19 protein-coding genes are annotated in these 21,913 nt (G+C 65.4%); 9 read left to right on the top strand and 10 right to left on the bottom strand.

Features of this window, described 5'->3' with window-relative positions; genetic code table 11:
• Nucleotides 1–51: 51 nt before the first annotated feature.
• Entirely contained in the window at nucleotides 52–1,035 is a 984-nt protein-coding gene (locus MVA47_RS16400) for a heme A synthase (protein WP_247208694.1), read from the top strand.
• 31 nt (nucleotides 1,036–1,066) lie between these two features.
• Here MVA47_RS16400 and MVA47_RS16395 read toward each other — a convergent pair whose 3' ends face one another.
• Entirely contained in the window at nucleotides 1,067–1,360 is a 294-nt protein-coding gene (locus tag MVA47_RS16395; protein ID WP_099382366.1) for a hypothetical protein, read from the bottom strand.
• A 73-nt stretch (nucleotides 1,361–1,433) separates the two neighbouring features.
• Between MVA47_RS16395 and MVA47_RS16390 the strand changes: the two genes are divergently transcribed.
• Nucleotides 1,434–2,408, top strand: coding sequence for a quinone oxidoreductase (locus MVA47_RS16390; RefSeq protein ID WP_247208693.1), 975 nt, complete (start codon nucleotides 1,434–1,436; stop codon nucleotides 2,406–2,408).
• Nucleotides 2,409–2,420: 12 nt separating this feature from the next.
• Here MVA47_RS16390 and MVA47_RS16385 read toward each other — a convergent pair whose 3' ends face one another.
• A complete protein-coding gene (locus MVA47_RS16385; protein ID WP_247208692.1) occupies nucleotides 2,421–3,266 on the bottom strand; it encodes a hypothetical protein in 846 nt (281 codons plus the stop codon).
• A 396-nt stretch (nucleotides 3,267–3,662) separates the two neighbouring features.
• Nucleotides 3,663–4,583 carry a heme o synthase gene (locus MVA47_RS16380; RefSeq protein ID WP_247208691.1) on the bottom strand — a complete coding sequence of 307 codons (921 nt, stop codon included), beginning with the start codon at nucleotides 4,581–4,583 and terminating at the stop codon, nucleotides 3,663–3,665.
• A 307-nt stretch (nucleotides 4,584–4,890) separates the two neighbouring features.
• Here MVA47_RS16380 and tkt point away from each other — a divergent pair, with 307 nt between their 5' ends.
• The 5 genes from tkt to pgl all read left to right on the top strand — a co-directional run bounded on the left by tkt (nucleotide 4,891) and on the right by pgl (nucleotide 11,426).
• Complete coding sequence (gene tkt / locus MVA47_RS16375) at nucleotides 4,891–6,978, top strand: transketolase (RefSeq protein WP_247208690.1); 2,088 nt, start codon at nucleotides 4,891–4,893, stop codon at nucleotides 6,976–6,978.
• Nucleotides 6,979–7,009: 31 nt separating this feature from the next.
• The gene (gene tal, locus MVA47_RS16370; protein WP_247208689.1) at nucleotides 7,010–8,134 is read left to right on the top strand and encodes a transaldolase; all 1,125 of its coding nucleotides are present in this window, start codon (nucleotides 7,010–7,012) and stop codon (nucleotides 8,132–8,134) included.
• Between the two features lie 4 nt (nucleotides 8,135–8,138).
• Nucleotides 8,139–9,680, top strand: coding sequence for a glucose-6-phosphate dehydrogenase (gene zwf / locus MVA47_RS16365; RefSeq protein ID WP_247208688.1), 1,542 nt, complete (start codon nucleotides 8,139–8,141; stop codon nucleotides 9,678–9,680).
• Between the two features lie 79 nt (nucleotides 9,681–9,759).
• Entirely contained in the window at nucleotides 9,760–10,683 is a 924-nt protein-coding gene (locus MVA47_RS16360) for a glucose-6-phosphate dehydrogenase assembly protein OpcA (protein ID WP_247208687.1), read from the top strand.
• A complete protein-coding gene (gene pgl / locus MVA47_RS16355; RefSeq protein ID WP_247208686.1) occupies nucleotides 10,680–11,426 on the top strand; it encodes a 6-phosphogluconolactonase in 747 nt (248 codons plus the stop codon). Before MVA47_RS16360 ends, pgl begins: the two co-directional genes overlap by 4 nt.
• A 69-nt stretch (nucleotides 11,427–11,495) precedes the next feature.
• On the opposite strand, the gene MVA47_RS16350 is transcribed toward pgl, so the two are convergent.
• Together MVA47_RS16350 and MVA47_RS16345 are read right to left on the bottom strand one after the other, a co-directional pair.
• Nucleotides 11,496–12,545, bottom strand: coding sequence for a lipocalin-like domain-containing protein (locus tag MVA47_RS16350; RefSeq protein ID WP_247210849.1), 1,050 nt, complete (start codon nucleotides 12,543–12,545; stop codon nucleotides 11,496–11,498).
• A gap of 2 nt (nucleotides 12,546–12,547) precedes the next feature.
• Nucleotides 12,548–13,819 carry an oxygenase MpaB family protein gene (locus tag MVA47_RS16345; protein ID WP_247208685.1) on the bottom strand — a complete coding sequence of 424 codons (1,272 nt, stop codon included), beginning with the start codon at nucleotides 13,817–13,819 and terminating at the stop codon, nucleotides 12,548–12,550.
• A gap of 168 nt (nucleotides 13,820–13,987) precedes the next feature.
• On the opposite strand from MVA47_RS16345, the gene MVA47_RS16340 reads away from it, so the two are divergent.
• Nucleotides 13,988–14,395 (top strand): YciI family protein, encoded by a 408-nt coding sequence (locus MVA47_RS16340; RefSeq protein ID WP_247208684.1) that lies wholly within the window; start codon nucleotides 13,988–13,990, stop codon nucleotides 14,393–14,395.
• Between the two features lie 6 nt (nucleotides 14,396–14,401).
• Nucleotides 14,402–15,547, top strand: a complete 1,146-nt coding sequence (locus MVA47_RS16335; protein WP_247208683.1) for an RNA polymerase sigma factor — start codon at nucleotides 14,402–14,404, stop codon at nucleotides 15,545–15,547.
• 42 nt (nucleotides 15,548–15,589) lie between these two features.
• Here MVA47_RS16335 and ppc read toward each other — a convergent pair whose 3' ends face one another.
• The 5 genes from ppc to gap all read right to left on the bottom strand — a co-directional run bounded on the left by ppc (nucleotide 15,590) and on the right by gap (nucleotide 21,889).
• Complete coding sequence (ppc, locus tag MVA47_RS16330) at nucleotides 15,590–18,394, bottom strand: phosphoenolpyruvate carboxylase (protein WP_247208682.1); 2,805 nt, start codon at nucleotides 18,392–18,394, stop codon at nucleotides 15,590–15,592.
• Between the two features lie 63 nt (nucleotides 18,395–18,457).
• Nucleotides 18,458–18,691 carry a preprotein translocase subunit SecG gene (gene secG / locus MVA47_RS16325; protein ID WP_023959413.1) on the bottom strand — a complete coding sequence of 78 codons (234 nt, stop codon included), beginning with the start codon at nucleotides 18,689–18,691 and terminating at the stop codon, nucleotides 18,458–18,460.
• Nucleotides 18,692–18,827: 136 nt separating this feature from the next.
• A complete protein-coding gene (gene tpiA, locus MVA47_RS16320; protein ID WP_247208681.1) occupies nucleotides 18,828–19,616 on the bottom strand; it encodes a triose-phosphate isomerase in 789 nt (262 codons plus the stop codon).
• A gap of 1 nt (nucleotide 19,617) precedes the next feature.
• Nucleotides 19,618–20,835, bottom strand: coding sequence for a phosphoglycerate kinase (gene pgk, locus MVA47_RS16315; protein ID WP_247208680.1), 1,218 nt, complete (start codon nucleotides 20,833–20,835; stop codon nucleotides 19,618–19,620).
• Nucleotides 20,836–20,869: 34 nt separating this feature from the next.
• Complete coding sequence (gene gap, locus MVA47_RS16310; protein ID WP_023959417.1) at nucleotides 20,870–21,889, bottom strand: type I glyceraldehyde-3-phosphate dehydrogenase; 1,020 nt, start codon at nucleotides 21,887–21,889, stop codon at nucleotides 20,870–20,872.
• Between the last annotated feature and the right edge of the window lie 24 nt (nucleotides 21,890–21,913).

The following is a 21,913-nucleotide window of genomic DNA, read 5'->3' as shown; positions in this document are numbered from 1 at the left end:
TTGCCTCACCTGGACCCAGGTCACATTCGCCCTGCCCCTACCATCGAAGGCGTGTACCGCCTGTTTGTCCGGCTAGTCGACCGGCTCCCCCTCCCCTCGCTCCGCGTCCAGACCCTGCTGGCGTTGGCGGTGGTGCTCACCCAGGCGGGAATCGCGGTCACCGGATCGGTGGTTCGCGTGACGTCCTCAGGCTTGGGATGCCCGACGTGGCCCCAGTGCTTCCCGGGCAGCTTCACACCCACCGCGCACCCCGAGGTCGCCGCGATCCATCAGGCCGTCGAGTTCGGCAACCGGCTCCTGACGTTCGCGGTGGTGCTCACCGCCGCGTTGATCGTCATCGCGGTCACCAGGGCACGACGCAGGTACGAGGTTCGTGTGTACGCCTGGCTGATGCCGGCGTCCACCGTGGTCCAGGCCGTTGTCGGCGGCATCACCGTGCTCACCGGATTGCTGTGGTGGACGGTCGCCATCCACCTGCTGTTGTCGATGGCCATGGTGTGGCTGTCCGTACTCCTGCTCGAGAAGGTCCGCGAGCCAGACGACGTGCAAGCCGTCCCCGTGGTCCCGGCTGCCCTCCGGTGGCTCACCGTCCTGTCGGCTGTGGTGATGACCGGAGTTCTGATCGCCGGAACAATGGTGACCGGAGCCGGCCCGCACGCCGGTGACAAGAGCATCGACAAGCCGGTTCCCCGTCTGAAGATCGAGGTGACCACACTGGTCCACCTACACGCCGATCTCCTGATCGCCTACCTGTCGCTGCTCCTGGCGATCGGTTTCGCGCTGTTCGCCGTCGGCGCTCCGAGCAGGCTCAAACGCCGGCTCTATGTGGTGGTGGCCGTGGTCGCAGCACAGGCGGTCATCGGGATCACCCAATACCTCACCGACATCCCCGCGGCGCTGGTGGTCATGCACGTCGCTGGAGCAGGAGCCTGCGTTGCCGCAACAGCAGCTCTCTGGGTGGGAATGCGTCCCCGATCAACCGGGAATCCACTGACGGCATCGCCGGCCGAGCCACGAACGGCCGCAGCGGTCTGACGCCCCCTCCGGAAGGGGGCGGCTGCCGTGTCTAGGTGTTGGCCACCCAGCCCGCCATCTTGCGATAGTGCCCGGGACGGACATCGACCGCCGACGTGAGGTCGCGATCCCACTCGCCGATCTCGACCCCGTCGACCTGTTCCACGATCTGCTTTGCGGTCTCCATGTCCCGGACCACCTGATCGCCCAGGATTCCGCCCGCCCCGCCCACCAGCGTGATGCGGACGCCTGAGGCGCCGATCCCCTGCAGGACAGCGGTGGCCGAACCACCCTCGCGGGCCACGAACTTCGAAATAGCCGAGATGACACCCTTGTGGTCGCTCATGTGTCACAGCATATTGCGCACCGCGACAGGGCCGATCACCGGACACTCTGATGGGCTCGGTACAACTGGAGTCATGCATGCGATCCAGGTCAGTCAGCACGGTGGGCCCGAAGTGATGGATGTGGTCGAGACCGCAGACCCCGAACCCGGTCCTGGTGAGGTCCTGGTGCGCGTCGCGGCGATCGGCGTGAACTTCATCGACACGTACCAGCGGTCCGGCATGTATCCGATGACGCTGCCGTTCATCCCGGGCAGTGAAGGCGCCGGTGAGGTCGTGGCGGTCGGCCCCAATGTGGACTCGATATCGGTCGGCCAGCGGGTCGCGTGGTGCGATGCACCCTCGAGCTACGCCGAACTCGTTGTGGTGCCGGCAGCGCGCGCCGTGGCCGTACCCGACACCATCGCCGACGACGTCGCGGCGTCCGCTCTGCTGCAGGGGATCACTGCGCACTACCTGCTCGATGGTGCCGCCCACCCGCGCCCGGGCGACACCGTCCTCGTCCATGCCGGCGCAGGCGGCGTCGGCCTGGTGCTCACCCAGATGGCCAAGGCCAGAGGACTGCGGGTCATCACCACCGTGTCGAACGACGCGAAGGAGGACCTGTCCCGGCGGGCCGGGGCCGATGAGGTACTGCGATACGGGGACCACGTGGCCGAACAGGTACGCGACCTCACCGGTGGCGCAGGCGTGCCGATCGCCTACGACGGCGTGGGTGCCGACACGTTCGAGCAGAGCCTCGCCGCGACCGCAGTCCGGGGAATCGTTGTTCTCTTCGGAGCGGCCAGCGGACCGGTCCCACCCTTTGATCTGCAACGACTGAACGCCGCCGGGTCGTTGTCGGTCACCCGGCCGACCCTCAAGCACTTCATCTCCGACCCCGAAGAGTTGGCGTGGCGCGCCGGTGAGGTGATGAGCGGGATCGCCGACGGCACCGTCACCGTTCGGGTCGCGCACTCGTATCCACTGGCCGAGGCGAGGCAGGCGCACATCGATCTGGCCGCCCGCGCGACCACGGGGTCGGTTGTCCTGACGCCGCAGCCGAGCTGAAGCGCAGGCCGGTCATCCCTCGGGTGTGAACACCGGCGGATTCTGGGCCAGGTCGACGGTGCCGTACAGGTAGTCCGTGACGGTCTCCGTCTTGGTCTCGGCCGGTCGTGAACCCGACGCGGTCGTGCGGAAGGTCACCGACCACTCCATCTCGCCGTCCACCGACACTTCCTCGGGGTTGTCGTATCCCAGGCGGTAGTCGAGGGCAGGCAATTGCGCCGGCGCAGTCCATTTCGCCGAGCCCGGTTCGGCGTTGTAGGCGTACGTCCGCTGGCCGCAGTCCGGCTTGTCCGTTGCCGCGTCGACCTGCACGGACAGCGCGCACTCGTCGAGGTGCGCCTGAACTGCCGTGTTCACAGCGTTCTGTCCTTTGCCGCTGAGTTCAGCGGTCAGGTCCGGGAACGACCCGTAACTGGTCCCCGCCACCGGGAAGTCCTTTTCCTTGCCGTTCACGACCGCGAAGTTCTCGTCGGCACTGCCCCACTTCACGGGCCCGGGGAACACATACACCTTGGCCTCGCCGTCGACAGGAACACCGAAGGCGGTGAGCCCCGGGATGCCTCCGAGGCTGCTGATGTCCACTGCGACGACGCCCTCGTCCAGCCGCCAGGAATCCCCGGTCTTGTGCAGGACAAAACTCTCGTCGGCTTTACGGTCTCCGAATTGGTAGGTGGCCTGGACCGTGGCCATCTCGCCCATCTTCTGGACATCGACGATCGAGATGTCCGAGATCTTGGCGATCTCCTGCTGTTGTTTCAGGATGTCGTCGGTCAGCAGGAGTTCGGACGCGGGCGACTTGGACAGGTCCAGCGCCTTGGCTGCATCGCCGTCGGACAGCGCCGTGAGATACCCCTCCACCGCTGAGTCCGGATCACTGCTCGCGCCTCCCCGCCCAGCGCCACAATTAAAGCGACCACAACAGCCACAACGACGAGCACTGCGACCGCGACGAGACCGATGATCAGGGGCGTGCGGGATTTGCGGGGCTGGGGCGGGCCCCACTGTCCACCCGAGGCCGGGTAGGGCTGGTACGGGTTGTAGTTGGGATCATGCTGGCCGTAGAACTGGCCGCCCTGGCCGTTGTCCTGAGGCGGCTGCTGACCGTATTGCGATGGGCCGAACTGGGGCTGGCCGACCTGGGTCGGCTCCGAATAGGGCCGCCAGTCGTTGTTTCCGGGCCCCTGACCCTGCCCAGGCGGGTACGACATGTTTCCCCCAAATCACCTCGCACCGGCCAGTGGCCGGTGGTGCCCGTCAGAACAGGCTTGTCAGCGTCGGCAATCCGATCACCGAATCGATCGCCAGTCCGCAGAAGACTATCGCGAGATATTCGTTGGACTGCAAGAAGACCTTGAGCGGGGTGACTTCCTCGCCGCGCAGGGTGGCGCGGTAGAGCTTGTGGACCACGAAGATGAACCAGCCGCCTGCGGCGAGTGCCACGGCCGTGTAGATCCAGCCCGTGGCCAGGCACAACACCAGCGTGCTCAGCACCGTCGCCCAGGTGTAGAACAGCATCTGCCGGGTGACCTGGATCTCGGTGGCGATGACGGGGAGCATGGGCACACCCGCCGCCCGGTAGTCCTCCTTGTAGCGCATCGCGAGCGCCCAGGTGTGCGGTGGCGTCCAGAAGAAGATCACCATGAACAGCACAACGGGCTGCCAGCTCAGACTTCCGGTGACCGCAGCCCAGCCGACCAGGGTCGGCATGCAGCCGGCCGCTCCGCCCCACACCACGTTCTGCCACGTACGGCGCTTGAGCACCATCGTGTAGACGAAGACGTAGAACGCGATCGTCGCCATCACCAACAGGGCGCTGAGCAGGTTGGCCATCGTCGACAGCACCGCGAACGACGCCGCGCCCAGCACGATCCCGAAGATGAGTGCGCTTCTGGTGGACACCGCGTGGCGAGCGAGGGGCCGACGTTCGGTGCGCTTCATCTTCTGGTCGATGTCGGCGTCGACCACCATGTTGAGGGTGTTGGCGCTCGCCGCTCCGAGCCAGCCGCCCAGCAGGGTCCAGGCCATCAGGGCCAGGTCCACCCGACCACGATCGGCCAGCAGCATCACGGGGATGGTTGCCACGAGGAGCAACTCGATGACCCGTGGCTTGGTGAGGGCGAGATAGGCCAAGGCCGTTCCCGAGATCCTCCCGCGCATGCTGGTGGGGCGCTGCATGGGCGGAGCCTCACCACCACCTGACGCTGGGGAGGAGGCGAAACCGTGTCCGCTCACACGTTCCCCAATCCGCACTAGATCTCCTGACTCACTCATCTACTACAGGGAATGGTAGACGGCCGGTACCCCAGAACGGCAATCGAGGTCCGATCCGGCGCCTGACCTCGCCGGTCAGGCCCCGGAAGGTGAACCGCAGGATTATTCAGTCCCGTATCGCGCCATGGGACCGGGAGACGTCTAGGCTTGACGTGGGCTGTTCGCAGCCTGCCATGTACGGGAAGTCGAGCTTGGAGGAGTCCACACAATCGTGTCAGCAACAGATGAGATTCGCGCGCTAACACAGCCCTCACACCCTGCTGACTGGAGCGAGGTGGACACCAAAGCCGTTGACACAGTGCGCGTTCTGGCCGCAGACGCTGTTCAGAAATGCGGCAGTGGACACCCCGGAACAGCCATGAGCCTGGCGCCGCTGGCCTACACGCTGTTCCAGCGTGTGATGCGGCATGACCCCACGGATACGGACTGGATGGGCCGCGACCGCTTCATCCTGTCGTGCGGTCACTCGAGCCTGACGCTGTACATCCAGCTCTATCTAGGTGGATTCGGCCTCGAACTCGACGACCTGAAGGCGCTGCGCACCTACGAGTCCAAGACGCCCGGCCACCCCGAGTACCGCCACACGCGTGGCGTGGAGATGACCACCGGACCACTCGGTCAGGGACTGGCGTCGTCGGTCGGGATGGCGATGGCCGCCCGCTACGAGCGTGGTCTGTTCGACCCGGATGCACCGGTCGGCCAGAGCGCGTTCGACCACTACATCTACGTGATCGCGTCCGACGGCGACATCGAGGAGGGCGTCACCTCGGAGGCAAGCTCACTGGCAGGCACCCAACAGCTCGGCAACCTCATCGTGTTCTACGACAAGAACCACATCTCGATCGAGGACGACACCGACATCGCACTGTCCGAGGACGTCGCCGCGCGCTACGAGGCATACGGCTGGCACGTCCAGCACGTCGAGGGCGGCGAGAACGTGACCGCGATCGAGGAGGCCGTCGAAAAGGCGAAGGCTGTGATCGACAAACCGTCGATCATCGTGCTGCGCACCATCATCGGCTACCCCGCACCCAACAAGATGAACACCGGCAGCGCCCACGGCAGCGCGCTTGGCGATGATGAGGTCGCCGAGACCAAGAAACTCTTGGGGTTCGACCCCGACAAGACGTTCGAGGTCGCGGACGAGGTCATCGCACACACCCGGCAGCTGGTGGACCGCGGCGCCGAACGGCGCAAGGCCTGGGAGAAGTCGTTCGACGAGTGGGCCGAGGTGAACCCGGATCGCAAGGCTCTGCTCGACCGCCTCGTGGTCAACGGACTGCCGGACGGCTGGACCGACGCCCTCCCCAAGTGGGAGGTCGGCGACAAGGACGTGGCCACCCGATCAGCCTCGGGCAAGGTGCTCTCTGCGCTCGGACCCGTTCTGCCCGAACTGTGGGGTGGCTCTGCTGACCTCGCCGGCAGCAACAACACCACGATGGACGGAGCCGCATCCTTCGGCCCCAGCGGGATCAGCACCAAGAACTGGAGCGCGAACCCGTACGGGCGCACGCTGCACTTCGGCATCCGTGAGCACGCGATGGGCGCGATCCTGTCGGGCATCGTGCGGCACGGCCCCACTCGTGCATACGGCGGAACCTTCCTCCAGTTCGCCGACTACATGCGTCCGGCCGTGCGCCTGGCGGCACTGATGAAGACGGATCCGATCTACGTGTGGACCCACGACTCGATCGGACTCGGCGAAGACGGACCCACGCACCAGCCGATCGAGCATCTGGCGGCGCTTCGCGCGATTCCCGATCTCGACGTGGTGCGTCCCGGCGACGCCAACGAGACGGCGTACGCCTGGCAGGCCATCATGACCCGGCGGCACAATCCGGTCGGGCTGGCACTCACCCGGCAGAACATCCCGATCCTCGAGGGAACCTCGGCCGAGGGCGTGGCGAAGGGCGGATACGTCCTCGCGGACGCCGAAGGCGATCCTGAGGTCATCTTGATCGGCACCGGCTCCGAGGTGTACCTCGCTGTCGACGCGCAAAAGGCCCTGAAAGACAAGGGAATCAATGCCCGCGTGGTGTCGATGCCGTGCGTCGAGTGGTTCGACGAGCAGGACAGCAGCTACCGCGATTCGGTGCTGCCGCCCACGGTGAAGGCCCGAGTGGTGGTCGAAGCCGGCATCGCGATGCCGTGGTACCGCCTGGTCGGCGACGCCGGTGAGATCGTGTCCATCGAGCACTACGGCGCCTCGGCCGATTACAAGGTGCTCTACGAGAAGTTCGGTATCACCGCTGAGGCCGTCACCGCGGCCGCCGAGCGGTCGGTCGCGAAAACCAAATGAGATCTGCACAACAATTGAATTGGAGCGCAAAATGAGCGAACAGAACGCCAATCTTGCCGCACTGTCCCAGGCCGGGGTTTCGGTCTGGCTCGACGATCTCTCCCGCACCCGTATCCAGTCCGGCAACCTCGCCGAGCTGATCGCCACCAAGTCGGTGGTGGGTGTCACCACCAACCCGTCGATCTTCCAGGCGGCGTTGTCCAAGGGCGACGCCTATGACGACCAGGTCAACGAGTTGGCCGCACGAGGTGCCGATGTGGATGCCACCATCCGCACGGTCACCACGGACGACGTACGCAACGCGTGCGACGTTCTGGCCCCGCAGTACGAGGCGTCCAAGGGTGTCGACGGGCGGGTGTCGATCGAGGTCGATCCCCGCCTCGCCCACGATTCCGACCAGACTGTCGCCCAGGCAGTGGAACTGTGGAAGATCGTCGATCGCCCCAACCTGCTGATCAAGATCCCGGCGACCGAGGCGGGCATCCCGGCCATCACCAAGGTCATCGCCGAGGGCATCAGCGTGAACGTGACGCTGATCTTCTCGGTCGAACGCTACGAGCTGGTCATGGACGCCTACATCGAGGGTCTCGAGAAGGCGTCTGCCGCCGGCCACAACCTGTCCAAGATCCACTCGGTCGCGTCGTTCTTCGTCTCCCGGGTCGACACCGAGATCGACAAGCGACTCGATGCCATCGGCACCGACGAGGCCAAGGCACTCAAGGGCAAGGCCGGTCTGGCCAACGCGCGTCTCGCTTACGTTGCGTATCAGAAAGTGTTCGAGGATCAGCCGCGCTTTCGTGCACTGGCCGCGGCCGGCGCCAACGCCCAACGCCCGCTGTGGGCTTCGACGGGCGTGAAGGACCCGAGTCTGCCGGACACCCTCTACATCGGTGAGCTGGTGGCCCCGGGAACGGTGAACACCATGCCCGAGAAGACCATGGATGCCTTCGCCGACCACGGGAAGGTCAATCCGAACTCGATCATCGGGCAGGGTCCTGCGTCGCAAGAGGTGTTCGACGCGATCTCGGCGATCGGGATCGACCTCACCGACGTCTTTCTGACGCTGGAGAACGAGGGCGTGGAGAAGTTCGAGGTGGCGTGGGGGGAACTGCTCGACGCCACCGCAGAACAGTTGGCAGCCGGCTCGAAAGCCTGATCCGTTGGCCAAGGACGCAGCCGGGCAGTGGACGAATCCGCTGCGCGACGACCGTGACAAGCGTCTGCCCCGGATCGCCGGGCCCAGCAGTCTTGTCATCTTCGGCGTGACCGGCGATCTCGCGAAGCGCAAGTTGATGCCTGCGGTGTACGACCTCGCGAACCGGGGGCTTCTACCCCCCGGTTTCGCGCTGGTCGGCTTTGCCCGCCGGGACTGGGACCACGAGGATTTCTCGGAGGTGGTGCACGACGCAGTGCGTGCTCATTCCCGTACCCCGTTTCGCGAGGACGTCTGGGAACGGCTCAGCGAGGGCTTCCGGTTCGTCCAGGGCACATTCGACGACGACACGGCCTTCGAGAAGCTCCGGGACACCCTCGGTGAACTGGACGAGAAGCGAGGAACCGAGGGCAATCACGCCTTCTACCTGTCGATCCCGCCGGCGGCCTTCCCTGTGGTGTGCGAGCAGCTGTCGAAGTCGGGGCTCGCCGAACAGTCCGACGACCATTGGCGGCGTGTGGTCATCGAGAAGCCGTTCGGCCACGACCTGGAGAGTGCCAAAGAGCTGAACGCGGTGGTGAACACCGTTTTCCCCGAGCACTCGGTGTTCCGCATCGACCACTACCTCGGCAAAGAAACCGTGCAGAACATCCTGGCGCTGCGCTTTGCCAACCAGCTGTTCGATCCGGTGTGGAGCTCGCACTACGTGGACCACGTGCAGATCACGATGGCCGAGGACATCGGACTCGGAGGCCGGGCCGGCTACTACGACGGGATCGGCGCCGCCCGGGACGTGATCCAGAACCACCTGATCCAGCTGATGGCCCTGATCGCGATGGAAGAGCCCATCTCGTTCGAACCGCACGAGCTGCAGACCGAGAAGATCAAGGTCCTCTCGGCCACGCGCAACATCCTGCCGCTCGACGAGAACACCGCGCGCGGACAGTACGAAGCCGGCTGGCAGGGCAGCGAAGAGGTGCCGGGGCTCAAGGACGAGAAGGGCTTTGCCGCGGACTCGACCACCGAGACCTTCGCCGCCATCGCACTCGAGGTCGACAGCCGGCGGTGGGCAGGCGTGCCCTTCTACCTACGGACGGGAAAACGCCTGGGCCGCAGGGTCACCGAAATCGCCCTGGTGTTCAAGCGCGCCCCGCACCTGCCGTTCGATCAGACGATGACCGAAGAGCTCAGCCAGAACGCACTGGTGATCCGGGTACAGCCGGACGAGGGCATCACGTTACGTTTCGGCTCGAAGGTGCCGGGGTCGTCCATGGAGGTCCGAGACGTCAACATGGACTTCAGTTACGGGCAGGCGTTCACCGAGTCGTCCCCCGAGGCGTATGAGCGTTTGATCCTCGACGTCCTGCTCGGCGAGCCATCGCTGTTCCCGGTCAATGCCGAGGTCGAACTGTCCTGGAAGATCCTCGACCCGGTGCTCGAACACTGGGCGGCGAACGGAAAGCCCGACGGCTACGAATCGGGCACCTGGGGTCCGAAATCGGCCGAGGAGATGCTGGCCCGGCACGGACGGACCTGGCGACGTCCGTGATCGGTGTCGGGCAGATGGAGCAGCAGCGCTGCGAGGGCGACCAAGGAGTTGTAGTCATGCCGACGAAGGAGTTCCAGTCGTGATTGTCGAACTGCCCGATACCAGCACCACCGCGATCAGCAAGGAACTCATCAAGATCCGTGATGCCGGCGGTGCTTTCACGTCGGGCCGGGTGTTGACCCTGCTCGTCTGCTCGGACGAGGGCGAACCCACCGAAGGCGCGATCGACGCGGCCAACGAGGCCAGCCGCGAGCATCCTTGCCGGGTGATCGTGGTGTCGTGCGGCGACCGTCGGATGAAGTCGCGACTGGACGCACAGATCCGGGTCGGCGGCGACGCAGGCGCGTCGGAGGTGGTGGTGCTGCATCTCTACGGCGAATTGGCGAATCACGGTGAGAGCGTGGTCATCCCGTTCATGCTGCCGGACACGCCGGTGGTGACGTGGTGGCCGGGCCGGCCGCCCGAGAATCCTGCCGCCGATCCGATGGGGCAGCTCGGCAGGCGCCGGATCACCGACACCAACAAGGCTTCCGATGTGCCCACCGCTCTCGCCGAACGACTGAGAACGTACTCCCCCGGCGACTCGGACATCGCGTGGTCGCAGATCACCCCGTGGCGCGCCCTGCTCACCTCGGCGCTCGATCAACCGCCGCACAGTGCCGCGGTGTCGGCTGAGGTGGAAGGCCCCGCAGGATCTCCCGCGGTCGACCTGCTCGCCGGTTGGTTGCATGCCGTTCTGAAGGTGCCGGTGACCCGATCGGTCGGCAGCTTCAAGGTCACCCTCGAACGCGAGGCCGGACCGTTGGTGCTGTGCGTGGGTATGAGCAATCAGGCCATCATCTCCATTCCCGGTAAGCCCGACGGCAAGGTAGCCCTACCCGGACGTGACATCCGCGACTGCCTTGCAGAGGAACTGCGGCGCCTCGATCCGGACGAGATCTACCACCTCGCACTCCACGGCGTCGAGGGCCTGACCCGAGCGAAAGACAAGGTGCACGCATGAACGCCGATGCGCAGGTCATCCACTGTGCTGACAAGACCGCGCTGGTCGAGTCGGTGGCGGCGCGGTTCATCGCCACGGTCACCTCGGCGCAGGCGGCGCGCGGGAGTGCGTCGGTGGTGCTGACGGGCGGTAGCAATGGCATCGCATTGCTCGAGGCACTCGCGAAGGACTCCGGCGGCATCGACTGGTCCGCAGTGGACATCTACTGGGGTGACGAACGGTTCGTCACCGCCGACGACCCCGAACGGAACGCCGGGCAGGCTTACGACGCGCTACTGCATCACGTTCCGGTGCAACCGGATCGGGTGTTTGTCATGGCTGCGTCCGATGGCGAGTTCGGCGACGACATCGAAGCGGCAGCAGCCGACTATGCGGCAGCCTTGTCGTCGAAAGCCGGCGATGGCCATCTGGTGCCGGAGTTCGACGTCCACCTGGTCGGGATGGGCGGTGAGGGGCACATCAATTCGCTGTTCCCGCACACCGCCGCGACCGCTGAGACCGACGCGACCGTTGTCGCCGTCACCGATTCCCCCAAGCCGCCTCCGAAGCGGATCACACTGACGTTCCCGGCCGTGGCCAGGGCACGTGAGGTGTGGTTCCTCGTGTCCGGCGCCGAGAAGGCCGAGGCGGTCGCCGCCGGGGTCGGTGGGGCCGATCCTCTGGACTGGCCGTGTGCCGGTGCACACGGCACGGACGCAACCGTGTGGTTCGTCGATCCGGACGCGGCGTCCCAGCTCACCTGACGTGGGTCCGGGTACACCGGTAGTCGCGCACGGAGACGTCGGCACGTGGTGGCCGACCGAGTCGCAGCCCTAGCTCAGGGCGACCAGTTCGTGAAGGGTTGTCCCCGATCTCGTCACAGCGCCATCGGACGTGTGCACGGTGAGCTCGAAATCGGAGTAGAACCGAAAATATCCCGGGTGGCCGATGAGGCGATGAGCCAGCGGCCGCAGCGGGGCGCTACCCACGACCGGGATCCCCCGCACGATGTCCTCGGCGTGAATGACGTTGCGCACCTGCAGGGTCAGCTCCAATTCGCCGGGAACATGCAGGGTCACCGATGTCGGGTAGGTGCGGCCTGCGGCCTCGTCGAACGCCGGCGGTCCCTCGATCAGGTTCGTCTCCCCCGTGCTCAGGACCACCTCGTTGTCGCGCGCCAGCATGAGCGGGCTGATCACGTGGGAATCGAACCGCCGCTGCGTCATGACGGTGGCGTAGAGCAGCGAATAGTCCGCCGAGTACAGCCGGCCCCAGTGCCAGCGGTCGATGACCCTCTTCATGTCGCCGGTGCCCCAATTGTGGTCGGCGTACCCCTTGCCCAGGACGTCGAATACGTTGTCGCCGAGGCTGACCCGCCCCGTCACCGTCGCGCGTGGAGCACCGACCACCCAGCCGAACGACTCGGTGTCGGTGAAATGCGTCTCGCCGCTGCCAGGCATCCAGGGCCTCATCACGCTGTCGAAACGGAGATCCAGTTCGATTCCGCCGACCGCCGCGTGGACCAGATAACTCGGCAGAGGCGCCGAGACGGATTCGATGTGGGCCCGGTTGTCACCGATGGTCACATCCGCCCGGTCGGCGGTGAACGTTGCCTTCGATCGTGAATACCTCTTGGAGAACTGCTGCCGAGATCCATCGGGTGCATACAGCGTGATCTCCACCCAGGGACGCGCCCATGGCATGTCTTCCGGGCGGCGCTTGTTGAAGAACACCACGACCGAATACCCGTTGTCGAACGTGGCGTCGAAGTACCAGTGCTCGAAGGGCTTTCCGCGCGATGGGAGATGGACTCCGTTGTCGGACGGACGCACCACGGTGAGTTCACCGTCGCGACGGCCCGGACCGTTCCACGCCTCGACCACACTCAACGCCGCAACCCCCGACCGGTGTCGAACGTCGCTTCGCGACCTTCCATCTGCGCCGCGTGCCAGTTCTCACGGTGGCGCCGCATCAAACGTTCGTGGAACCGCGAGACCGGCGGACACACCCGGCGGGCGGTTTCGACCACCGTCACCAGAGGGAGGCGAACCACGATCCAGACGATCCCGGGCAAGGCGCTGGGCATGTCGTACCCGCGCCGCGTCCACGGCATCATGAACAGCGCCGAGTAGGCCGCGTAGATCCGGGCGTTGTACATCTCTCGAAGTCTACGTAGTCCGGAGTGTCCGTCCCGAGGCGCGAATGCCGCCGGGAACGATTCGATCAACTCGGCACCGTGTGGGCCGGAATCGTAACTGCGAGTGGCGTTTACCAACGCGAGCAGTCGAAGCGAATCAGCGATGGTCGAGGGGTACCACTGCGTTCGAACGCCCAGGAGGTGGCCGAGATAGCGCTGGTAGTGCAACAACACCCGGATCTCCCGGAGCGATGTCTGCACACCCACCATCCAGAGGGCCATCGCCGGGACCACGCTCCCACCGAGCAGCGTCAGCAACTGATACGACTGGCTGATCGGCACACCCCACCGCTCGGTGTCCCATTCGGGATGCTCGGCCACTGTTCGCCGGACCCACACGTGCATCACGCGAACCCGCATGGCTGTGGCACGGCCGGCCGATCCCGGCGTCAACAAGGCGTCGGGTTCGGACACGTCGATCCAGAAACGGGCCGTCTCGAGGAACCTACGCAGGGCGTTGTCCCCGGCGTACCCGCCCGCCAGCGACAGCGGGGTGGCCACAGCCGCTTCTGTGTACATCTCCAAGGTGATGCCGCCCGCCACACTGAACAGCGATGTGCCCCAGCGGCGCCAGATGGCCTCTCCTTCTGCGATCATCGCCGGGTCCACCCACTCGGGGACGGTCTCGAACTCCTCGAACAGCGCCTTCATCGCTGTCGGAGGATTGTCGATGGAATCGAGCCCCTCGGTCAGGGCCTTGTCGAGCAGGGCACGGGCAGCGGGCGCTCCGAGCTCGCCGTACACCTCGTCGACAAATCGTTCGGCCACCGGATCGCTGCGGAACATGTCTTCGGCGAATGTCCGGATCTGCTCTTCCGTGGGAAAGAGGTCGCGACCAGTTGTCTTGACAGCTACTCGACGGACGGTCCCGAGCCATCGGTTGTTCTGAGCCGCGCCGTACTTGACGGCCGTCGGGAAACCGGGGACGGGTACACGCTGGTCTGGCAGTGTCGCGGACACAGGTTCTCCTCGGGGGTAGAGCAAGAGTTGAGACTGTTTTGCGTAATCGTCTCACATCGTCCGGCTCATTTTCTGAATTCATGGACAAGCCGATGTCGAGAACCACCGAGCGACTCCGTCCCCGTAGTGAAACGGCCACAATGGGCCGTATCCACCAAGGAGAAGACGATGGCCAAGTACCTGTTGCTCAAGCACTACCGGGGTGGCCCGGCACCGCTGTTCGACACACCGATGGACCAGTGGAAGCCCGAGGAGGTGTCCGCCCACATGCAGTTCATGGAAGATTTCGCGACCCGCCTGCAACGCAACGGCGAGTTCGTGGACAGCCAGGCGTTGTCGATGGAGCGAACGTTCGTGCGATACGACGGTGAGGGTCGCCCGCCGGTCACCGACGGCCCGTTCGCGGAGACCAAGGACCTGATCGCCGGCTGGATGGCGATCGATGTCGACAGCTACGAGCGTGCTCTCGAGCTCGCTGCCGAATTGTCTGCGGCGCCTGGAGCGGGCGGCGAACCTCTTCGCGAGTGGCTGGAGGTGCGCCCCTTCCTCACCGCACCCACGGCGATCACGGAGTGACACGCGGTGGATGAGGCTCTCTTACGGAACCTCACGCCTGCTGTGATCGGCGTCCTCGTACGTCGCGGAGTCGACTTCGCGACGGCCGAGGACGCCGTGCAGGACGCACTGGTGGAGGCGATGAAGCTGTGGCCGACTGATCCTCCACGGGATCCGAAAGGCTGGCTGATCACGGTCGCCTGGCGTAAGTTCCTCGACTCGGTGCGGTCGGAAAAGGCTCGGCGTGACCGTGAGGTCCGTGCGGAGAACGAGCCGCCGCCCGGCCCTGGCCAGGTTGCCGACGACACACTCCACCTGTACTTCCTCTGCGCCCACCCGTCTCTCACGCCGGCGTCGGCCGTCGCGCTGACCCTGCGGGCGATCGGCGGCCTGAGTACCCGGCAGATCGCGCAGGCCTATCTTGTCCCCGAGGCAACGATGGCCCAACGGATCAGCCGAGCCAAACGAACCGTGTCAGACGTCCGCTTCGACCGGCCCGGTGATCTCGCGACGGTGCTCCGGGTGCTCTATCTGGTGTTCAACGAGGGTTATTCCGGTGACATCGACCTGGCCGGTGAGGCCATTCGACTGACACGTCAGCTCGATGCGATGGTGCGGCAGGAGGAGGTCTCCGGCCTTCTCGCGCTCATGCTGCTCCATCACGCCCGGCGGCCGGCACGTACCGGCCCCGACGGTGGCCTGGTGCCGCTCGCCGATCAGGATCGGGGCCTCTGGAACACCAGCATGATCGCCGAGGGTGTCGAGGTGCTCCAGAACGCACTCGCCCGCGACAATCTCGGCGAGTTCCAGGCGCAGGCCGCGATCGCTGCCCTGCACGCCGACGCCCGATCGGCCTCGGAAACCGACTGGGTGCAGATCGTGGAGTGGTACGACGAACTGGTGCGACTCACCGACAGCCCGATCGTTCGGCTCAATCGCGCCGTGGCGGTCGGTGAAGCCGACGGCCCGCGAGCCGGGCTGGCCGCCCTCGCCGGGCTCGACACCGCACTGCCCCGGTATACGGCTGTCTGCGCCTACCTGCACGAACGCGACGGCGACATCAAGACCGCGGCGCGACTGTATGCCGACGCTGCCCGACTAGCGCCCAGCATGCCTGAACGTGACCACCTCACGCGCCAAGCGGCACGATTGAACGCGGGCCTGCGCAACTGACGGACGCCCGGTCACGGCGGCCCCAGCCCGCCAGGCGAGCCGTCAGCCGCTGTTGCGCAGAGCGGTTGCGAGACCGTTCATCGTGAGCTGGATGCCGCGGCGGACCAGCTCGGAGTCGTCCCCGCCGCGGTAACGCCGCAGAAGCTCCACCTGGAGGTGATTCAGCGGCTCGAGGTACGGAAAACGGTTGAAGACCGACCGTTTGAGCGCTGGGTTGTCGGCCAGGAGATCGTCCGTCTTGGTGATCTTGAAGTACATGGCCGTTGTGCGTTCATGCTCGGCAGATATCATCCCGAAGACCTTGACGCGCAGGTCCTCATCGGGGACGAGTCGCGAATAACGTTCGGCCAGACCGAGATCCGACTTGGCCATCACCTGCGCCATGTTCGACATCACCGTTCGGAAGAACGGCCAGCGCTCGTAGTAGTCCGACAACGTCTCCAACCGGCTGCTGTCGTCCCCCACCCACTGCTCGAACGCCGAACCCGTGCCGTACCAGCCGGGCAGCATCACGCGCGCCTGCGACCACGACAGGACCCACGGGATGGCACGGAGGTCTGAGATCTTCTCTGTTTGTTTGCGAGACGCCGGGCGGCTGCCGATGTTGAGTGACCCGATCTCCGACAGGGGTGTCGAATTCACGAAATACTCGACAAATCCCGGTGTCTCGTGGACCAGTTCGCTGTACGCCTGGCGTGCCAGAGCCGCGAGTTCATCGAGCACCGCGTACGCCGCTTCCGCCTCCTCTCCAAGCCCCTCGGTGTCCAGGAGCGACGACTCGATCGTCGCGGCCAGCAAAGTCTCGAGGTTCCGCCGGGCGACAACGGGTTCGGCGTACTTGGCCGCGATCACCTCACCCTGCTCGGTGATACGCAGCGACCCCTGGACGGCGCCCGGCGGCTGAGCGAGGATCGCGTCGTAACTCGGCCCACCCCCGCGGCCGACGGTACCGCCCCGGCCGTGGAAGAGCCGCAACCGGATTCCGGCCTTCTCGGCAGCTTCGACGAGGTCGAGTTCGGCACGATATAGCGCCCAGTTCGCGGCGAGATACCCTCCGTCCTTGTTGGAGTCCGAGTACCCGAGCATGATCTCCTGCATGCCCTCCTGCTGTTCCACCAACGCGCGGTACAGCGGAACATCCAGTGCCGCAAGAAGAGTGGCCGCACCCTGCTGTAGATCCTCGATGGTCTCGAAGAGTGGGACGACCCGGACGGTCGACGTCGGAGGAGTCTTCGCATCACCGGGGTCGAACAGGCCTGCTTCCTTGAGCAGCACGATCGCCTCGAACAGATCGCTGACCGATGTGCACATGCTGATGACGTAGTTCGGAACGGCCTGTGGACCGAAAGCGGCGACCGCAGAGGCGGCGGCTCGAACGATCGCCAGTTCCTTGTCGGCGAGCTCCGACAGTGTGGCGCCGGGTCCGACCAGCGGTCGACGGTTGCTCAGTTCCGCCGTCAACAACTCGACCCGCTCGTGCTCGGACAACGACGTGTAGTCGTGGTGGACCCCGGCCCACGCGAGCAGTTCGGCCACCACCTCCTCGTGCATGTCCGAGTTCTGCCGCATGTCCAAGCCGGAAAGGTGGAACCCGAACGCGCGCACGGCTTCGCGAAGAGTCAGCAGTCGGTCATCGGCGAGTTCGTCGTCGCCGTTCGCGCGCAGTGATGCATCGATGATGTCGAGGTCCGCCAGCAACTGCTCGGCATCGGCGTACGTCTCGGCACCGTCTTTGGGGAAGCCCCCGTCGTTGACGGCCACAAATCGATCGTCGAACAACGAACCGGCGGTTGCAGCCAATCGACGCCGAATGGCCCGCAATGCCTGGCGATAGGGTTCGTCGGCGTCGGGGGTGCCCCGCTCCACGCCACCGAGCGCGAACACCTCGTCGTCGACCTCGGTCAGCCGCGACGTCAGGCTCAATTCCTGTGCCAGGGTGGTCAATTCGGATAGATGATGCGCCACAGCGGTTTCCGCGGCACGCCGGGTGGCCATGCCCACGATCTCACCGGTGACAAATGGATTCCCGTCGCGGTCTCCACCGATCCATGAGCCCATCCGAAGAATTGGATCGCCGGCGATGCCCGCAGTTGGATAGTGCTCTTGGAGCCATGCCCGTAGCTCGGCATTGACCCGGGGAATGACCTCGAAGAATCCGGCATCGTAATACCGCAGACCCACCTCGATCTCATCCTGGATCTGGAGACGCTCTAGTCGGATCAACGCGGTTTCCCACAGCGTGAGGATCTGCCGGTTCAGCGCGGTGTGCACCTCGTCGCGCTCTGCGGGTGTCAATTCCGTACGCCCGGCGAAGCGCATCAGATCAGTGATGCGACGCTGCACCTCGAAGACCGTGCGACGTCGGGTCTCGGTGGGGTGGGCGGTGATCACGGGCACCACGGTCGCATCTGCCAACGCAGATCCCACCTGCTCGTCGGTCAGACCCGCGGCAGACAGCTTGGAATATGTGGCGGCGAGACTCGAGTCCTGCGGAGGATCGCCGGCGCGCACGTGGATGGCGCGGCGACGCTCGCGATGAATGTCTTCGGCGAGGTTGGCGAGCAAGGCGAAATGGCTGAACGCCCGGATGACCGAGATCGCGTCCTGGACGTCGATGTCGCGGAAGAGCTCTTCGAGTTCGGTGCGGTCGATTTCGTCGCGGCGGATCCGGAACGACTCGACACGCGCTTTCTCGACCAGTTCGAAGGTCGCTTCGCCTGCATGTTTGCGCACGATCTGCCCGAGGATCCCGCCGAGCAACCGGATGTCCTCGCGGAGTGGTTCGGTGAGCTCGCGGTCGGTACTGCCGGCTTCCGGACGGGGCACGATGGGGCGCTTGTCAGTCACCGGTCAAGTATCTCTGGCCGGTCCGTGCTCGCGCATCTCGGACATGGCCCGTGTCGGCCGAAGTTACGAGAGTTTGATGTCCAGACCGATGCCGAGGATGAAGATCAGCCAGATGACGCCGACGAACACGGTGAGGCGGTCGAGATTTCGCTCCACAACACTGGAGCCGGACAAACTTGACTGCACACCGCCGCCGAACAGCGACGAGAGTCCGCCGCCCTTTCCGCGGTGCAGCAGGACCAACACGATCAACAAGACGCTGGTGACCACCAGTCCGATGTCCAGGGCAAGCTTCACGTGTCGTTTCCTATCAAAGAGTTGTACTGACGGCCGATGTTCAACTGTACCGGCCGCGTCCCCCATCCCAGAATTGTGCCCTTCTGGCGAACAAACCCGCAGGCCAGCACCGCCAAAAGGGCACAAAATCGGTTGGTCAGGGCAGCGGTCCCCCGGCGGCGATCGCCGACAGGGTGGCGAACTCGTCGGACTTCAGCGACGCGCCACCCACCAGGGCACCGTCGACGTCGGTCTGTCCGACGATCTCGCCGACGTTCTTGGCGTTCACAGATCCGCCGTAGAGGATGCGTACAGAGTCGGCGACCTTGGCGTCGGCCAGTTCGGCGAGCGTGGTGCGTAGCGCCGCGCACACCTCCTGGGCGTCGGCGGCACTGGCAACGCGGCCGGTACCGATGGCCCAGACGGGTTCGTACGCGATGACAACCTTGCTGATCTCGTCGGCGGACAGGCCCGCAAGCGATCCCTTGAGCTGCGCGATGTTGTAGTCGACGTGGTCGCCTGCCTCGCGCACCTCGAGGCCTTCGCCGACACAGACGATGGGGGTCAGCTCGTACTTGAGCGCTGCCTTGGTCTTCGCGAGGACCACGTCGTCGGTCTCCGCGTGCATCGTGCGCCGCTCGGAATGCCCGACCACCACGAACGTGCACCCGAGCTTGGCCAGGAATGCGCCGCTGATCTCACCGGTGTACGCACCCGAATCATGCGCGGAGAGGTCCTGCGCGCCATAGGTCAACAGCAACTTGTCGCCGTCGACGACGGTCTGGACACTGCGGATGTCGGTGAACGGCGGGATCACCGTGACGTCGACCTTGTCGAAGTACTTGGCGGGCAACGCGAATGCGATCTTCTGCACCAGCCCGATGGCCTCGAGGTGATTGAGGTTCATCTTCCAGTTGCCCGCGATCAGCGGCTTACGATTGGCCATCTCAGTTCTCCAACACCTTCAGTCCGGGCAACTCTTTGCCTTCGAGATACTCCAGAGACGCACCGCCGCCGGTCGAGATGTGCGAGAACCCGTCCTCGGGGAGACCGAGGGTTCGGACCGCCGCCGCGCTGTCGCCGCCGCCGACCACGGAGAACGCTCCCCCGCTGGTGGCTTCGATGATGGCCTGGGCCAGGCCCTTGGTGCCGGCGGCGAACTTCTCGAACTCGAAGACGCCGGCCGGACCATTCCAGAACACGGTCTTGGCCTCGTGCAACACCGCTGCGAAGCGCTTGACCGACTCGGGACCGATGTCCAATCCCATCCAGCCGCCCGGGATCTCTTCTGCCGACACGGTTTGGGCCTCGGCGTCGGCCGCGAACTTGTCGGCCACGACCACGTCCACCGGCAGGTGGATGACGTCTCCGAACCGCTCGAGCAAGGACTTGCAGACCTCGATCTGGTCTTCCTGCAGCAACGACGAACCGACCGACAGCCCACGTGCGGCGAGGAAGGTGAACGCCATACCTCCGCCGATCACCAGGGTGTCGACCTTGGGCGCCAGGGCCTCGATGACGCCGATCTTGTCCGACACCTTGGAGCCGCCGAGCACCACGGCGTAAGGCCGGGCGGTGTCGGTGGTCAGCTTGGCCAGAACCTCGACCTCGGCTGCGACCAGGCCACCGGCGTAGTGCGGCAACAGCTTTGCCACGTCGTACACCGATGCCTGCTCACGGTGCACCACACCGAATCCGTCGGAGACGAACGCACCCTCATCGCCGGTCAACTCCACCAGCGCCTTGGCGAGCTTCTCGCGCTCGGCTGCGTCCTTGGAGGTCTCGCGCGGATCGAACCGCACATTTTCGACCAACAGCACGTCGCCGTCGGTCAGACCTTCCGAGCGAGCCAGCGCGTCCCCGCCGACCACGTCACCGGCGAGCTGGACGTTACGGCCCAGCTCGGTGCCGAGACGCTCGGCGACCGGCGCGAGGGAGAACGCCGGGTCGGGCACCCCCTTCGGACGGCCCAGGTGCGCGGTCACGATGACCTTGGCACCTGCGTCGGACAGAGCCTTGATGGTCGGCGCCGACGCAACAATGCGTCCGGCGTCGGTGATCTTGCCGCCGTCGAGAGGCACGTTGAGGTCGGAACGGACCAGCACGGTCCTTCCTTCCACTCCGGTCTCGAGCAAATCGGCGAGGGTGGGAACCGAGGTGGTCACGGGTACGTCGTCTCCTGGCGCTGGAAGGACCGGATTACAGTGACTTGCCGACCAGGCCGATGAGGTCGACGAGGCGGTTGGAGTAGCCCCACTCGTTGTCGTACCACGACACGATCTTGACCTGGTCCTCGATCACCTTGGTCAGCGGCGCGTCGAAGATGCTCGAGTGCGGATCGGTGACGATGTCGGAGGACACGATCGGGTCGGTGCTGTACTTCAGGATGCCCTTGAGGGGGCCCTCGGCGGCAGCCTTCATCGCGGCGTTGATCTCGTCGACGCTTGCCGACTTCTTGAGGTTCGCGGTGAGGTCGGTGACCGAGCCGGTCGGGATGGGCACGCGGAGTGCGTAGCCATCGAGCTTGCCGAGCAGCTGCGGGAGCACGAGCCCGATCGCCTTGGCGGCACCGGTGCCGGTCGGGACCACGTTCAGAGCGGCAGCGCGCGCACGACGGAGGTCACTGTGCGGTCCGTCCTGGAGGTTCTGATCTTGCGTGTAGGCGTGGATCGTGGTCATCAGACCCTTGACGATGCCGAATTCGTCGTCGAGGACCTTGGCGATGGGGCCGAGACAGTTGGTGGTGCACGAAGCGTTGGAGATGATGTTCTGGCTGCCGTCGTACTTGTCGTCGTTGACGCCCATCACGATGGTGATGTCCTCGCCCTTTGCAGGCGCGGAGATGATGACCTTCTTGGCGCCGGCGTCCAGGTGGCCCTTCGCCTTGGCAGCATCGGTGAAGATTCCGGTGGACTCGACGACGACGTCGACACCGAGGTCACCCCACGGCAGCGCCGACGGGCCTTCGCGCAGCGACAGCGCCTTGATCTTCTGATCGCCGACGACGATGGTGTCGTCACCTTCGAGCGAGACGTCCTGCGGCAGGCGGCCCAGGATGGAGTCGTACTTGAGCAGATGAGCCAGGCTCGCGTTGTCGGTGAGGTCGTTGACGGCGACGATCTCGACGTCGGTGGTGCCCAACGCCTTTTGTGCTTCCACGGCACGGAAGAAGTTGCGGCCGATCCGGCCGAATCCGTTGACGCCTACCCGAACGGTCACTGTGAGCTCCTTAGCTATGCGGTG

This window comes from Williamsia sp. DF01-3, from assembly GCF_023051145.1.
Classification (GTDB): Bacteria; Actinomycetota; Actinomycetes; order Mycobacteriales; family Mycobacteriaceae; genus Williamsia.
The sequence above is the reverse complement of the archived record's forward strand: the minus strand, read 5'-3'. Positions and strand labels throughout refer to the sequence as shown.